This window comes from Acetatifactor sp., assembly GCF_982438285.1.
In genome coordinates, this window is sequence record NZ_CEWDFQ010000035.1 from 1 (window position 1) to 15,044 (window position 15,044).

Consider the following 15,044-nt stretch of genomic DNA (forward strand, 5'->3'; position numbering starts at 1 on the left):
CAATTTGCAGCAGATTTACAGTCTGTCCCCTTTGGCCACTCGGGAATCCATCCACGCAAGGCAAATGCCTTAACAATGTGAAATTGTATCACAGTTTTACACAAAATGCAAGCAAAAAAGCTCACTCTCTTATGACTCTGCGGGCACTTTCTCGAAATAGTAGAGCACAAAAGGATATTTTGCCAGCTGCATTTCTCCGTAGCCCGCTATGCTGTAGCCCTTGGCTGTCATCTGATCAATATCGCTCTGGGACATGTAATCCGGGGTAAAGTACCAGAACCTGTCGGCATCTGTGCTGAGATAATTGCCGTTGATCACTTCATTTTCCGGGAAATAAAAGGCTAACACCGTCCATCCAAGATGCTGGACGCCGTTGCTTACCAGCTTTACCTCCTCAGGCACCTCTCCCATCAAAGAAAGGGTTTCGGCTGTCTCCTGCTCCTGCCTGTTTACCTCAGCGCTGTAGGACTGGTAATTCTGTATTCCCATGCCAAACAGCAGAGCCAGAATCACCACCAGAACGGCCTTACCCGCTTTTACAGGCCATTCCTTTTTCCATTTCCCGCCCAGCCTTCCAAGAAGCGCCAGCATACCATTGCATTCGATCACCAGGGTCACAAAAACAACCGCGCTCAAGGGGTACAGATATCTCTCTGCCAGCACGGGCCCCATCAAAAGACACAGCACATAGGCAGACAAAAGTGTGCCAATCACAGTAAGAGCTCCCACTGCTGCGGCGTATGTAGTATCGGACCAGGCTCTTACAGAGGGTGTATGTATCAGTATGCCCATCCTGCCATCCTGCCTTTTTATCTCAAAGAACGAGGACTCCGCCAAAAGCAGAATCAGCAGGAAAACCACAAACAAAGGAAGCAGAATCCGGCTCATAGAGGCTCCTCCGGTGAGCATCACAAGGCTTTGCTTTAACGGCAGCAGCTGTGACATCCACCAGTTATTGCTGACGCTTTCCGTGGTGGAAAGCAGACGCTGCAGCCAGGGCAGATAGCCCACAACAAACACCACTATGGACACAAGCCCCTTGATCCAGGTTTTTCCACGGTAACGTACAAAATAGGCCACAGCCGTGACAAACAAAAGAATCCCGGCGCTTACCAGCGCATAATAGTGGGCATAAGCCCCAATCAGAGCCCAAAGCACCATTCCTACCCAGGCTGCCTTCCCTCCGCACAGCACCCGGAAGGAGCAGTAAAAGCAGGCCGCCATGGCTAAAAAAGCCAAAGCGTACATTCTCACCTCCAGATTGTATTCCAGACAGGAGGAGGCCAAGCCGGAGATCATCACAAAAAAGGCCGCCGGAATATTTCCAAAGCGTTTGCGGAAAAAGGTTACCGCCATCACAAGGCCGGCCCCAAAGGGCACAAGGGAGGCCAGATGATATACCGGCACTGTGTAACCAAACAGCTCTCCAAACAGCTTTAACCAATAATAGTACAGAGGCGGATGGCTGTCCCAATAGTAGAGCACCTGCATAATGCCCGCCATGGATTTTTGGGCCGTATTGGCGGAAAAGGCTTCATCCCCCCACAGCACATTGTCAAACATCAGGCTTACGTTAAAAAGCACTACAGCAATCGCCAGCAGATAAATACCGGCGGGAAACACATATTTTCGCACAAACCGCACCAGCCACACACTGCGGTATTGCTCCCAGTCCACCTCCACAGTGACCTTCCGGCAGCTTAGCAGCCATTCTCCCGCAGCCGTCACCAACGCCGCCATAAGTTCCACTGCCGCAAATTTCAAAACAAAGGAAGGGGACCTGTCAATTTTTTCCCAAAAGGAGGTTCCCTCCTCACACAACAACACCATGGCCCCGGAGGAAAGAAGGGTAACCAAAAGGGTGTATGCCCCATAGCGCAATACCGCCTCCTCTGTGGTGAGCTTCTTTTCCTTATGATAGCTGCGCCAAAGCAGCAGAGGTATTATGGGAATCAGTAATCCAAATATGACCGCCTGCATTCTCTTTTGTCCTTTCTATTTTCCTGTATACTTTAAAATGACCGCACTGGTGGGAGGCATATCCAGGGTAATCTTGCCCGCCGCAACCGCATACTCCTGCCCATCCAGGGTATAGCCCTCTTCCCCGGTCTGCAAAAGCACCTTCATTTTTCCGGTCTTTGGTATCCCCAAAGGCCACACCACCAGCTCCTTGGTCACCGGCTCATTGTTGTTGTTAATGGCGATTACACACTGTCCCGCTCTGTTAAAGCGTCCGTAGGCAAGAAAATTATAATCCGACTCCACACTCTTGATAGACCCTCTTCTCAGCTCCGGATTCTCTTTTCTAAGGCGGATAATATCCCTGTGAAAGGCAATCAGCTCCGTATCCTCCCTGCCCCAGGGATAGCTGCGTCTGTTATCCGGGTCGGTAAAGCCGCACAGGCCCGCTTCATCGCCGTAATAAATGGTGGGGGCTCCCACCCATGTCATCTGTATCACAACCCCTTCCCGGAAAACGGCCTTGCTCACATCCTGCTGTGCCGCCTGGGAACCCAGGGTATTGATTCTTCCCACCTTATGGTTGGTGCGGGTAAGAAAACGGGAGTGATCATGATTGGAAAGCTCATTCATGGCCACCTGCCAGCTTGGCATGGAAAAGCTGGCCGTATGATGACGCATGGCGCCCCAGAAGCTCTCAGCATTGCCCAGCAGATCCTCCCTGAAATCGTCGCTGTGCTTCTCCATTCCCGTCAAAAACCACGTAACCGGCTCCATAAAGGCGTCATAGTTCATAACCGTATCCCACTCGTCTCCCTGAAGCCAGTCCCTGGTATTTCCATAATGCTCCGCCAAAATAATGGCGTTGGGGTTTGCCTCCTTTACGTTTCGGCGGAATTCCTTCCAGAAATGATGGTTAAACTCTCTGCTGTGGCCCAAATCCGCCGCCACATCAAGCCTCCACCCATCTGCATTATAGGGCGGTGACACCCATTTTCTTGCAATGTGCATCACATAATCGAACAGCTCCTTAGAGCCCTCATAGTTAAGCTTTGGCAGCGTGTCATGTCCCCACCAGCCGTCGTAGCTGGTGTTGCAGGGCCAGCCATTTGGATCGTGAAAGTCAAAATAATTGCGGTAAGGACTGTCACCGTCAATAAAAGCGCCCTTTTCATAGCCCTCAGCCTTTTCGTAAATGCGCTCCCTGTCCAGCCATTTATTAAAGGAGCCGCAATGGTTGAAGACGCCATCCAGAATTACCTTCATGCCTCTCTTGTGGGCCTGCTCCACAAGCTGCGCAAACAGCCGGTTGCTGGCTTCCAGATTGGCCTTGTTCGTGACACGGTTGATATATTTTGTGGCAGACTGATTCTCCCTCTGCCCATTTTGCAAAAGCTCCCCTTTGTCATCCACAATTTTGCCGTAATGAGGATCGATATAATCATAATCCTGAATATCATACTTATGATTGGAAGGAGACACAAACAGAGGGTTAAAGTAGATCACCTCCACTCCCAGGTTTTGCAGATAATCCATTTTGTCCAGAACACCCTGGAGGTCGCCTCCGTAAAAATTCCTCACATCCATCTGGGCCGGATATGTGTTCCAATCCTCCACCCTCTTTACGGGCTCGCCGATATAGCAATACTCCCCCGTCTCCACATCGTTTGAAGGATCACCATTACAGAATCGGTCCACATAAATCTGATACATCACCGCACCCTTGGCCCAGTCCGGAGTCTGAAAGCCCGGCAGAATCACAAAATCGTAGTACTCATTCACCTCCTGGACCAAGCCCCGTACGTCAAAATAACCGGTCAGACGGCCGGTGCATATCTCAAAGTAATAGGAAACCTTCTCATTGTCCAGCTGAAGCTCAAAGGCGTAAAAATCAAACTGCTCATCGGTTTCCACCTTGTTCATCAGATATCTTTGTCCCTTGTGCACAAAAAACACGCAGTCCACGTTGTTTTTTGCGGTACGGAACCGTATGGTCACCAGGTCATAAGGAGTGGGCTCCTGGGGAATCACATACTCCCCCGTAGTGTCCGAGTAAAGCGCACGCCTGTTAAAAACCGGCCGCATGGAAGAAATATACTGCTGGTTGTATTCCGTCTGCCTTATCTTTTCCAAGTCCATAGTTCTACCTGCCTTACAATCATATTCTGTAATATAGTATGCCCAATCCCATTGTACTGAAAAGGAAATATAAGTTCAATAGGAAATCTGCGGATTTACAGGCATATACGGTAAAAAGGACAGCTTTTAAAGGCTGTCCTTTTTAGAGAAGGTATTTCTTTCTTATGGGGTATAGCAAAAAACTAAATAATGTATTGGGGGGGGGTAAGCATATTATAATAGCATGTGCTCCCCCATTTGACTATTCTCAGAATTCACAAATATTACAAATTTACTGTTTCGTTTTTGTCTATTTTTTACAATACTTTGTTGTATAAAATCACCAAAAGCCTTGTCAGCTTTAAGCCTGTGCCGCAAAGAGCCCTTCAAATTCCTCCCGGCCAATCTTTTCCTTCTCCAAAAGAAGCTGGGCACACCTGTGCAGCACTCCTTCGTTTTCCAGAATAATAGCCTTTGCCTTTACATAGCATTCATCAATAATAGACTTTACCTCTCGGTCAATCTCACCGGACACAGCCTCGCTGTGAGCCTTTGCGTGGGCTAAGTCTCTTCCGATAAATACCTCGTCGTCATCATCGTCATAGCAGATCACGCCGATATTTTCCGACATGCCAAAGCGCGTCACCATCCTGCGGGCCACCTTTGTGGCTTTCTTGATATCGCTGGAGGCTCCTGTGGTAATGTCCTTAAAGATAATTTCCTCGGCGATTCTGCCGCCTAAGGACACCATAATATCCTGCAGCATCTCTCCCTTAGTGATAAACATTTCATCCTTTTCCGGCAAAGGCATAGTATAACCCGCTGCCCCCACTCCCGTGGGAATGATGGAAACCGTGTACACAGGGCCTACGTCCGGCAGCACATGGAATAAAATGGCGTGGCCTGCCTCGTGGTACGCCGTGATTTTCTTTTCCTTGTCGGAGATGATGCGGCTCTTCTTTTCGGAGCCGATGCCCACCTTGATAAAGGACTTTTTGATATCCTCCTGGGACAGATATGCCTTTCCCTCCTTGGCTGCAAGAATCGCCGCTTCGTTCATAAGGTTTTCCAGGTCAGCCCCGGTAAAGCCCGCCGTGGTCTGGGCCACCTGCTTGAGATCCACATCGTCTCCCAGAGGCTTATTCTTCGCGTGAACCTTTAAAATCTCCTCTCTCCCGCCGATATCCGGCCTGCCTACCGCCACCTTGCGGTCAAAACGCCCGGGCCGCAGGATAGCCGGGTCCAGAATGTCCACCCGGTTGGTAGCCGCCATAATGATAATTCCCTCATTGACGCCAAAGCCGTCCATTTCCACAAGAAGCTGATTCAGGGTCTGCTCCCTCTCATCATGACCGCCTCCCATGCCTGTGCCCCGGCGTCTTGCCACCGCGTCAATTTCGTCGATAAATACAATACAGGGTGCATTTTTCTTTGCTTCTTCAAACAAGTCCCGGACACGGGATGCTCCTACGCCCACAAACATTTCCACAAAGTCGGAGCCGGAAATGCTGAAAAAGGGAACGCCCGCCTCTCCTGCCACAGCCTTTGCAAGAAGCGTCTTTCCGGTTCCGGGCGGGCCCTCTAAAAGCACGCCCTTTGGAATCCTGGCGCCCACCCGGGTATATTTCCCAGGCTCCTTTAAGAAATCAACGATCTCCTGAAGCTCTTCCTTCTCTTCCTTTAAGCCCGCCACCTGCGCAAAGGTGACCTTTTTCTCTCCAACCGTCATCTTAGCCCGGCTCTTGCCGAAATTCATCATTTTCCCATTGCTGCCGCCGGTGTTCTGGGTATTGAGCATCATAAAAAGAAACAGTCCCACCACCAGCACAATGAGCATGGGAACCAGGGTGGTCAAAAACCAGCTCTGCCGCTGCACATCCAAAACCACGGGATCATACCCCGCCTGTCTGATTACTTCCTCAATCTCAGACACGTCGGTGACATAAAGCCTTCTGTCCGAGCCATCCGTCATCTCCACCTCCACATAGCCGGTGGGAGTCTCTGCGTTTGGCTGAATGATAAGCTCCTCAATCTTATCCCCCTCCAGGTCCGACATAAAATCTGCCCTGGTGTAGCCGTTTCTCTGCTCGCTGAACAGGCTCAGCACTGCAACCACCAGCACCAGCATAATCAGAAAAACAAAGAAAGAGTTAAAACTTTTACCGCCTTGCTTCAATTTTGGGCCTCCTACTCACTTTAATTAAATTCCACAACCCCGATGTAGGGCAGATTGCGGTATCTCTGGTCATAGTCCAGACCATAGCCCACTACAAATTCATCCGGTATCTCAAATCCCGTGTAGTCCACCTTTACATCAACCACCCGTCTCTCCGGTTTGTCAAGCAGCGTACACAGACGCAGGGATCTGGGCCCTCTGTCCTTGAGCATTTCCAGCAGATAGCTCAGTGTCCTGCCGCTGTCCACGATATCCTCCACTACAATCACATCCTTATCCTTCAGGGACTCATCCAAATCCTTTACGATTTTTACCACACCGCTGGATTTGGTGTCGCTTCCGTAGCTGGACACGGACATGAAATCCAGGGACACGGGCACCGTGATTCTCTTTGCCAGCTCGCACATAAAAAAGCTTCCGCCCTTTAAAACGCATACTAGATGCACCTGCCTGCCCTGGTAGTCCCTGCTGATCTGTTCCCCGATGGCCTGAATCCTTTCGTCCACCTCTTTCTCGGATAATAGTACTCTAATGCTCTCTGCCATAGCTTTCCTCCGTTTCACTGCCCCCGCAGTCTCTTTTTAATTGTACCTGCAGAATGCGCTTTGTATTCCCATTTATTTTATAATATTCGCTGATGCGCCAGCCTGCAAGCCAAAGCACATGATGCTCCTGCGCCAAAACCGGAATGCGGTCCCGTTTATCTTTGGGAATCTTCTCCGTAATCATATAATCCTTAAGCGATTTGTGCATCTGCCCGCCCCGTCCGTCAGACAGGGTAAGATAATCCCCCTTTTGTCTGGTGCGGAACACCAGGGATTTACTTATTTTATCATAATCAAACCATTTCGTACATTCCCTTTGGGGCACTTCCCTGTGTTTTTCTGCCAAAAGCAGGGTGAATTCTGCCTCTCCCCAGGTTCCAAGGCCCACGCGCAGAGGAGTTTTTCCCAATTCTCCGACCCCTATGGACACGGGAAAAAATGCTCCTCTCTCCTCCGAAAGCGCTCCTCCGTCCCCTCCAGCCCTTTTTTCCAGAATCACCTTGTCATATTCCCTTCTGGCGTTCATGCCAAAGGGCAGGCTCACGCTCCGGTTTCCCTCCTGCGTAAATAAAGTCATCATCGCCTGAATATGCACATACTCCATATCCTTATGCCCGGGCCACAGCTCTTTTAAAAGACAATGCAGCATTCTTGCGCGGATGGCCGGATGCTCCTTTACAAACAAATTCCTGTCAATCACCACAAAAGCCCCTTCTTTGTGGGCCTCCTCTCCAGCCGCCCCTGGGGAAGCTGCTCTGACGCATCTTTTGAGAGCCTCCTTCGTCTGGGCTTCCATATAATCCTCCGTCTCCGACAGAATCCGGGCCGTTCTGCTCATGCGGGCCACACAGCCCGGCGCGATTTCATTCTCAGCATAGGGCAGAATATGATGTCTGATTCTGTTTCTGGTATAAGCATCCTCTTCATTGGTGGCATCCTTTCGCCAGGAAATGCCCCGCTCCTTTAAATACCCTTCTATTTCCGGCCTTTCCAGACAGAGAATAGGGCGGATAATCTCATCCCTCACAGGAGGGATGCCGCAAAGCCCCTTCAGGCCGCTTCCCCGAAATAAGTGAAACAACATGGTTTCACTTAAATCATTGCTGTTATGGGCCACCGCAATCCTCCCAGCCCCAAAATCCTCTGCCGCCTGGGAAAACGCCTCGTAGCGGATGTTTCGTCCCGCCTCCTCCTCAGAGCATTTGTCCCGCTCTGCCCTGGCTTTTACATCAGCCCTGGTCAGATAAAAGGGAATTTCAAAGCTGCGGCAAAGGGTTTCCACATACCGGGCATCCTCCCCGGATTCCTGCCTCAGACCGTGATCCACATGGACCACCGCCAAAAAAAGAGGATTTCTCTTTGCCCATTCCAGCAACACAAATAAGAGGCAAAGCGAGTCTGCCCCTCCAGAGATTCCGGCCACCACCCGGTCGCCGGCCTTCAGCATATGATGTTCTTCCATAAAGGAGAACACTTTTTCCTCCGTCCTTTGTGCGTTGTTCATGTCAACCTTTATGGTATCTGAAAATCCCAAAAAAATCAAGTTATACCGCTATTTTCCCAAATGCCGATCACAATTATGGTCATGTCGTCCAAAATACGTCCCTTGCTTGTGCGGATTACCCTCTGCAGCAGCTGCTCAGCAATCTCCCTGGGATTTTGTTTTGTCACCTCTGATATGGCCTCACACATGGCTTCCTCATAATTGCCCTCCCCCAGCGCGTCCAGCACTCCGTCCGTCACAAGCACCAGATAATCTCCGTCCGTCAGCTTTCTGTGCACAGCCTCAGGCTCTATGCTTCGGAAAACTCCCAGGGGAAGGCTTCCCATTTCAATTTCCTCCACCTTTCTTCCCTTTTTTAAGAAGGAAGCGGCTGCTCCTACCTTCCACAGGCTGCAGCTGCCCCGGTAAAGGTCCAGATCGCAGATATCAAGGGTAGGATGATTGTGCTCCTCCCCCCTGGCAAAGAGCGCAGCATTTACCAGATTCACAGCCGTCTCCATGCCGTAGCCCGCCTCCAGCATTTTCTCCATCAAATCCAGCACTCTCTCGCTTTCTGCGCTGGCCTCCTCCCCAGAGCCGGTTCCATCGGACAAAAGCACCGTCAGCCTGCCCTTTTCCGATTCTATCATGGCATAGTTATCCCCGGAGACCGTTTCATTTTCCTTTACGGCCTTGGAAAACCCGGAGAGCACAATAAAGGAAGGTTCCTCCACAAGGATAAAGCTATGTATTTCTCTTTCAATATAATATGGACTTGTAACCGATACCTGCAGATGACGGTCCAGCAAAACAGAAAGCATATCCGCAGCCTCCTGGGAGGGCATCCTGTCCTTTTTCCGAATACACATGGTAAGGCCAATGGCCTTCCTGTCGTCGGCCTGTGGAAGATAGCAGATGTCCTCCACCACAATACCCTCCTCTTTCATGGCGTGAATGATCTGACGCCTGCATTTTTCTTCTATGGGCTCATAGTGGAATACCTGATCCGCCACCTCCGTCATAATCTGGGCCACCTCGCTGAAATTGCTCCCCATGACCTGTCTGTTCTCCCAAACCTTTCTGGCATCGAGAAACGACTGCCTGTCCGTCCCCGTTTCTGTCCCTTCAAACGCTCCGCCGAAGCTGCGGGCAAGCTCGCGAAAGGTTTCCGCATATCCCAAAAGCCTTCTCTTACACAAATCAGGCACCTGTACTGTGTAAATTTCCTTTTCCCGCATTTTCCATCTGTCCGTTCCCATACTGTTTCCCCTTTCTTCCCTCAGCCGGACGCTGCCGCTCCGGCTAAGCAGTACTCATTATAGTGGCAGCATTTTCTTGTTTTTGTCAAAAAGAGGAAGAAATATACTTAATTTTTTGCGACAAAAAAAGCAGAAGCCCTAAGACTTCTGCTTATCTGATTCTCAGTCATCCTCTTTAAAAAGAATCTCACCCTCATATACCAGTCCCAGCTTATCCTTGGCCACCTCTTCCACATAGGCCTTGGTCTGGGTATACTTCCGATATTCCTCTATCTCCTGTGTCCGTTTATCCTCCGCCGCGATCTGCTCCTTTAACTGCTCCTCTCTGGCGGCATAGGCTTCTATTTTCTGTTCCAGCTCTACGCTCTGCACCGCCACGGCCACCATGATCATAATTACCACCAGCGTCACCAGAAACATGCTGAAGCGGTTTTGACGTCTTTTCCGGTATGCAATTTTTCTTCTCGCCATACAAACACCTCTATCCGCACACCGCAAGGCGGCTTTTCAACAACTTACCCTACAATGTCATTTTAAGCATTTTCACAAGCAGAGTCAACTTCTTTTTTAGCATCCGGCCGCCCCTTCTTCCCTGTCTGGAAAGACTCTTTTTTGCCTTTCCCGCCTTGTTTTTCAGGGCTTTTGCAGCCCATAAAAAAGGCCTTGCCAGAAAACAGGAAATTTTTCCCAGTGCAAATAGCACGCGTCCCAAAAGAAAGGACACGTATTTTACGAAAAAGGGACTTACCAGCTTTTTGTACAGCACCATGCCTGTCATCGCACCAAACACGGCAAACCAACGCAGCGTGCCGTTGCTTTCATGGTACAAAAGCAAAAACACCTCCGCCGCACAGTAGGCCCAAAAGCAGAGATCCTCCACGGACACCCAAAAGCCGCTGTGAGGCAGAACTCTTCTCAATATCCTGAGAATATCGTACAGGAAGGTAATAAAAATGCCCATGAGCAGGGCATAAAGAAGAAAGAGATTCTCGTTTGCCATGGGCGGCTCCTTCAGCGAAACAGCTTGCTGAGCAAAGATTCATTTTTATGTCCGGCCAGGTTTTGATCGGAATAGGTAAAGCTGTCGATTCTGCCGTCAATGTCCACCTCGCCCTTATCCAGAGTCAGTCTGTTCACATGCAGCTCATCCCCCTTGATCATAAGCATCCCCTGCTCCGTCTCCAGGAGAATCTCATGCACATCAAAGGAAAGGACATCGCTCACACCGTTGATAGCGCAGGTCCTTCGATTTGTCATTGTCACCTTGTGGGTGCGTCCGCTGTTGCTTAAATCTTCCATAAGTCCTCCTGCCCGGTGGGTCCTGCGCCTTTTTCAAGGCCCCAAAGAAGCTGCCACCCTGTTCTCTTACATTATATTAGACAGGGGCCGGAAAAATTCCTGTGTGAAAAAATACTTACAGATAGCGGAACAGCTCGCCGGCCTCTTCCTTTTTCACAGTTTCCTGCACGTCCAGCACCTCCACTCTTACCTCCTTGTTTCCGAAGGAAATAGATATGATATCTCCCTTCTTTACGTTTGCGGAGGCCTTGGCGGGCTTATCGTTTATCAGCACCCTTCCGCTGTCGCAGGCCTCGTTGGCCACGGTACGACGCTTGATCAGACGGGATACCTTTAAATATTTATCAAGTCTCATATATGCTCCTTCCCAAAGAGGGACACCCGGGGGTTCCGGGCGCCTCTGCCACAGAAACAGGCAAAAAAAGAGAACCGCCTTCTGGAGGTTCTCCCAAACAGCCCTTATTATGCGTTCAGCATATCCTTCAAAGCCTTGCCTGCCTTGAACTTAGGCGCCTTGGAGGCTGCAATCTTCATAGGCTCGCCGCTCTGGGGATTTCTTCCTTCTCTCTCCGCTCTCTTGGAAACTTCAAAGGTGCCGAAGCCTACTAACTGAACCTTTCCGTCCTTCTTCAATTCTGCAGCAACAACATCCGTAAAAGCCTTCAAAGCCTTTTCAGCATCTTTCTTAGAAATTTCAGCCTGATCAGCTATAGCTGCCACTAATTCTGTTTTGTTCATTTTGAACTCCTCCTGTAATGAGTTTTCGTTGATTGTATTTCACGTAGATGCTTCTTGAGAAACGTCTATACATATATATATCCGTTTTTACTGCATTTGTCAAGGCATTTTCCCCATATTTACGGCACTTTCCCCACATTTACGGCACTTTTTTCTCTGCTCCTTCCAGCCTGTCTATCAAATCTTCTGTACGGTCTGTGAGAATCTGCTCCTGGGAAAGTCTGCATAGGCCTGCTATCCGGGAAAGGGCCATAAGGATGTCCCCGGTAAGCCTTGAAATTTCCGGATCGTAATCCACAGGAGTGCACGCCTGCAGCCTCTTGGCCGCATCCAGTATCTGTTCCACACATGTCCCAAAATCTCCCTGGGGCTCATAGAGCTTGTCCGCCTTTTTTAACACCTTCTGCGCCCTGGTAAGGGCTGGCAGCTCCTTTGGGATCTCCCGAAGGGGAGACTGCGCAATGGCCTTCCCCTCTTTTTCCTTCTTCTTGATTTCCTCCCAGTTCTCCAATACCTGCCCCGGACCCTCTACTGCGAGATTCCCGAACACATGGGGATGCCTGCGCACCATCTTAGCAGCCACCTCCGACACCACGTCCCCCATGTCAAACAGCCCCTCCTCTTTTGCGATCTGGGCGTGCATAACCACCTGGAGAAGTACATCTCCCAGCTCCTCCCTGAGGTTTTCAAAGCTGTCTGTCTGCTCCAGAATGCGGATGGCCGCATTTACCTCTGCCGCCTCCTCCGTCATACAGGGCCGCAGGCTCATATGGGTCTGCTGCCGATCCCAGGGACACCCTCCCTCACTGCGCAAGGTCTCCACTATCTTTAAAAAGTCCTCATAAGTATATTTTTTCTCTTCCATCTTCTTCTCCTATATATACCTTATTTTATTATTACAGTAACTCTTGCAATGGTAATTTCCATAGGGCATGCTTGGAGCGGAAGCGTGTCTGTGTTGAAATATGCCCCAGCTACGAAAATACTTTACAAAACAATCCTTGTAATGATCCCCTGACTTATTGCGCGGCTTCAGAAGACTGCGCTGCCGATGAGCTTTCCGTGGATTGTGATGCCGATGAGCTCTCTGCGGACTGCGATACCACTAAATCCGCGAAGGAATAGGAAATATCCTTTTCCTCCTCATCCACCAAAACGGTATAGCTTCTGGTTTCATAGCCTGTCTTTCGCAGAGTTATCACATGGGAGCCGGATGTCTTTCTAAAGCTGCAGGGAGAAATTCCCACGTAATTGCCGTCCAGGTATACCTCTGCCCCCTCCGGAGCGTCCACATACACCTTGTAATAGCTGGTGGTGGTGTCTGCCTGTGTGGACTCCGTACTGCTTTCGCTGCTTTCCTCCTCTTCCCCGCCGGTATCCACCTTATCCAGCACAATGTCGATGCCTGCGGACTCCTGGCCTACCCGTATATACTGGGTTACCGACTGATAACCCGAAGCCCGCACAATCAGCTGGTGCAGGCCATACTCCAGCGTCACCGGCCCGGAAGCGTCCGTCTCCGTTCCGTCCACATACAGCTGGGCGGAGGAGGGGGTTATGGAAAACAGCACCATTCCATACTGCACCTTGGCAACCTCCAGGTCTCCGATATCCAGAGTGGTCTCTTCATTGCGGTTAATCACAACGCTCTTTACGCCTCCGCCTCCATTGTGGCTGATATTTACCTGATAGCTTCCCTCTGGCACGGTCAGCAGCATATCCTCTGTAATCCGGCAAATCATAGACTGGCCGATCTCTATCCAGCCCCCCACAAAATTCTCGTCATTGGCAAGCCGCAGATATCCATGGCCCTTCTCTACGGATATGCTTGCCACTTGGCTGTCGATTCCCTGAAAGCTTAAGATATCCGCCGCATTCAGTTCCATCTTATCTATGCTCCTGCCCTGGGAGAGATACTGTGTATTTTCTGTAAGCTTATACACCTCCTGGCCGATGGTCACCTCCCCCCGCACCGTATTGATCTCATACCGCTCCACATTCTCATAGCTCCAGGCATCGGGAGAAAGCTGCATGCTGGTCAGATGCTTCTTAGACTTTAAGAAGGTGATGTAAACCACGTCTCCCACCTCAATCTGATCCAGAGAAACGCTTTCTCCATACTTGTCGTAAAGCTTTGTGGTTCCGTCCAAAGAAAGGGTGTAGCGCCTTCCCAGCTCCAGATTTAAAAATGTGACAGTATTGTCATCTTTGTTTTTATCCACCAGAATTGGCGTGTCTGCAGAATCATAGTCCCCCGGCCCCGTCAAGATAAACCCTGTGTCCACCCGCTCTCTGGTCTCAGCAGCCGTCTCCTGTGACGTCTGCCCCTGAGCGTTTTCGTTTGAGGCGCTCCGGGCCCTATTGCCAAACGCGCTCCACAGGCCAAGCGACACTATCGTCACAACTGCAGCCAAAAACAAAATTGTCCCGGTTATCCCCAAAACACTTCTTTTGTTCTCCTTTTTTTTCTTTCTTTGGTTTTGTTTCACAGTCTGCTCCTTCTTTATCTCCTTTGAAATACTTCATCCAGAAAAATCTGCTTTTCCTTTTCCTGTACCACTAGTTTCTCCAGCTTTTCCCTGTTGCGCTCCGGTATCCACGCCTTTCCCGAGTTATAATAAAAATTGACGATCTTCCAAAATTTCTCCGGATATGCCAGCCGGTAATAAAGATCCATTCTGCTTTCGTCCGAAATAGGTCTTTCCTCCTGGTAAGCCGCAAGCAGCTCCTTCCCCAGAGAAACGGACCAGCTGCTCTTTTCCAGAAGCTTACGCAAAAACAGGTACAAGTCCCGGATCGGGTTGTCAGGAAGGCATTTTTCAAAATTTACAACAAACCATTCCTCCTGCCCCCACAAAATATTGTGATACTGATAATCCCCGTGGCAGTACAAAACGGTTTCCTTCCTCTCATGGCCCTGACTGTTTTCCAAACGGTAGCGATTCCATTCCTCCGTAACAGCCAATGCCTGCTCCAGAAAATAATCAAAACTGTTTAAAAGGCCGATTTCAAACCCGGTTTTCTGTCCCCGCTGCTTCAAATACTTTCGAACCTTTCTAAGCTCTCTGTTATGCTTCTCATATTCCCTTCCCGCAAAAAAGCCATCTGCAGGCAGTCCATCCATCTCCGTTTGGGACAGCTCCATGCACCCATGAAGCCTCGCCAGCACTCTCACCGCCTCCAGGCACTCCTTCTTTTCGTAAATATTGCATTCCCGGCCCTCTGCGTAGGTTTTCAGCACATAAGAATTTCCCTCCATGTCCTTTACAAACAGGCTCCCTTCCCTGGTTGGAAGAATGGACTCCACTTGTATTTTCCCTGTTTCCCTGATATGATTCAGCAGTCTGTCCTGTATACGAATTTTGTTTTCATTCCCTGCATATTCTTTAAAAATGAGACAACCCTGATTGGTATCACATAAAATAGCTCCCCTTCCCTTGCGGGTACGAAGCACCTCTATATCATAC

The 15,044-nt window shown here is 49.9% G+C and carries 14 protein-coding genes; all 14 read right to left on the reverse strand.

Annotation, left to right across the window (positions count from 1 at the left end):
* Positions 1-129 precede the first annotated feature (129 nt).
* Positions 130-1,980, reverse strand: a complete 1,851-nt coding sequence (locus AC1WIP_RS03155; protein WP_481140443.1) for a hypothetical protein — start codon at positions 1,978-1,980, stop codon at positions 130-132.
* 15 nt (positions 1,981-1,995) lie between these two features.
* Complete coding sequence (locus AC1WIP_RS03160; RefSeq protein ID WP_481140444.1) at positions 1,996-4,098, reverse strand: alpha-glycosidase; 2,103 nt, start codon at positions 4,096-4,098, stop codon at positions 1,996-1,998.
* 340 nt (positions 4,099-4,438) lie between these two features.
* Complete coding sequence (ftsH, locus tag AC1WIP_RS03165; protein WP_481140453.1) at positions 4,439-6,205, reverse strand: ATP-dependent zinc metalloprotease FtsH; 1,767 nt, start codon at positions 6,203-6,205, stop codon at positions 4,439-4,441.
* Between the two features lie 68 nt (positions 6,206-6,273).
* Positions 6,274-6,798 (reverse strand): hypoxanthine phosphoribosyltransferase, encoded by a 525-nt coding sequence (gene hpt / locus AC1WIP_RS03170; RefSeq protein WP_318708877.1) that lies wholly within the window; start codon positions 6,796-6,798, stop codon positions 6,274-6,276.
* Entirely contained in the window at positions 6,782-8,260 is a 1,479-nt protein-coding gene (gene tilS / locus AC1WIP_RS03175) for a tRNA lysidine(34) synthetase TilS (RefSeq protein WP_481140445.1), read from the reverse strand. The genes hpt and tilS overlap by 17 nt, the downstream gene beginning before the upstream one ends.
* 77 nt (positions 8,261-8,337) lie before the next feature.
* On the reverse strand, positions 8,338-9,540 hold the full coding sequence (locus tag AC1WIP_RS03180) for a SpoIIE family protein phosphatase (protein ID WP_481140446.1): 1,203 nt from the start codon (positions 9,538-9,540) through the stop codon (positions 8,338-8,340).
* Between the two features lie 162 nt (positions 9,541-9,702).
* Positions 9,703-10,011 (reverse strand): septum formation initiator family protein, encoded by a 309-nt coding sequence (locus AC1WIP_RS03185; RefSeq protein ID WP_481140447.1) that lies wholly within the window; start codon positions 10,009-10,011, stop codon positions 9,703-9,705.
* A 49-nt stretch (positions 10,012-10,060) separates the two neighbouring features.
* On the reverse strand, positions 10,061-10,540 hold the full coding sequence (yabQ, locus tag AC1WIP_RS03190; RefSeq protein ID WP_481140448.1) for a spore cortex biosynthesis protein YabQ: 480 nt from the start codon (positions 10,538-10,540) through the stop codon (positions 10,061-10,063).
* Between the two features lie 11 nt (positions 10,541-10,551).
* On the reverse strand, positions 10,552-10,839 hold the full coding sequence (gene yabP, locus AC1WIP_RS03195; RefSeq protein WP_481140449.1) for a sporulation protein YabP: 288 nt from the start codon (positions 10,837-10,839) through the stop codon (positions 10,552-10,554).
* A 115-nt stretch (positions 10,840-10,954) separates the two neighbouring features.
* Positions 10,955-11,194: an RNA-binding S4 domain-containing protein gene (locus AC1WIP_RS03200; RefSeq protein WP_318704733.1), complete on the reverse strand. Its 240-nt coding sequence runs from the start codon at positions 11,192-11,194 to the stop codon at positions 10,955-10,957.
* A 107-nt stretch (positions 11,195-11,301) separates the two neighbouring features.
* The gene (locus tag AC1WIP_RS03205) at positions 11,302-11,577 is read right to left on the reverse strand and encodes an HU family DNA-binding protein (protein WP_318704734.1); all 276 of its coding nucleotides are present in this window, start codon (positions 11,575-11,577) and stop codon (positions 11,302-11,304) included.
* A gap of 139 nt (positions 11,578-11,716) precedes the next feature.
* Positions 11,717-12,442, reverse strand: a complete 726-nt coding sequence (locus tag AC1WIP_RS03210) for a MazG family protein (RefSeq protein ID WP_481140450.1) — start codon at positions 12,440-12,442, stop codon at positions 11,717-11,719.
* 154 nt (positions 12,443-12,596) lie between these two features.
* Complete coding sequence (locus tag AC1WIP_RS03215) at positions 12,597-14,066, reverse strand: PEGA domain-containing protein (protein WP_481140451.1); 1,470 nt, start codon at positions 14,064-14,066, stop codon at positions 12,597-12,599.
* Positions 14,067-14,080: 14 nt separating this feature from the next.
* Positions 14,081-15,044, reverse strand: a 964-nt coding sequence (locus tag AC1WIP_RS03220) for a CotS family spore coat protein (protein WP_481140452.1), incomplete at its 5' end; no start/stop codon positions are given.

What these genes read in the sequence shown, in the direction of transcription:
- AC1WIP_RS03155 (WP_481140443.1), bottom strand. Translation starts at nt 1,980, where the DNA reads ATGCAGGCGGTCATATTTGGATTACTGATTCCCATAATACCTCTGCTG.
- AC1WIP_RS03160 (WP_481140444.1), bottom strand. Translation starts at nt 4,098, where the DNA reads ATGGACTTGGAAAAGATAAGGCAGACGGAATACAACCAGCAGTATATT.
- ftsH (WP_481140453.1), bottom strand. Translation starts at nt 6,205, where the DNA reads ATGCTGGTGCTGGTGGTTGCAGTGCTGAGCCTGTTCAGCGAGCAGAGA.
- hpt (WP_318708877.1), bottom strand. Translation starts at nt 6,798, where the DNA reads ATGGCAGAGAGCATTAGAGTACTATTATCCGAGAAAGAGGTGGACGAA.
- tilS (WP_481140445.1), bottom strand. Translation starts at nt 8,260, where the DNA reads ATGGAAGAACATCATATGCTGAAGGCCGGCGACCGGGTGGTGGCCGGA.
- AC1WIP_RS03180 (WP_481140446.1), bottom strand. Translation starts at nt 9,540, where the DNA reads ATGGGAACGGACAGATGGAAAATGCGGGAAAAGGAAATTTACACAGTA.
- AC1WIP_RS03185 (WP_481140447.1), bottom strand. Translation starts at nt 10,011, where the DNA reads ATGGCGAGAAGAAAAATTGCATACCGGAAAAGACGTCAAAACCGCTTC.
- yabQ (WP_481140448.1), bottom strand. Translation starts at nt 10,540, where the DNA reads ATGGCAAACGAGAATCTCTTTCTTCTTTATGCCCTGCTCATGGGCATT.
- yabP (WP_481140449.1), bottom strand. Translation starts at nt 10,839, where the DNA reads ATGGAAGATTTAAGCAACAGCGGACGCACCCACAAGGTGACAATGACA.
- AC1WIP_RS03200 (WP_318704733.1), bottom strand. Translation starts at nt 11,194, where the DNA reads ATGAGACTTGATAAATATTTAAAGGTATCCCGTCTGATCAAGCGTCGT.
- AC1WIP_RS03205 (WP_318704734.1), bottom strand. Translation starts at nt 11,577, where the DNA reads ATGAACAAAACAGAATTAGTGGCAGCTATAGCTGATCAGGCTGAAATT.
- AC1WIP_RS03210 (WP_481140450.1), bottom strand. Translation starts at nt 12,442, where the DNA reads ATGGAAGAGAAAAAATATACTTATGAGGACTTTTTAAAGATAGTGGAG.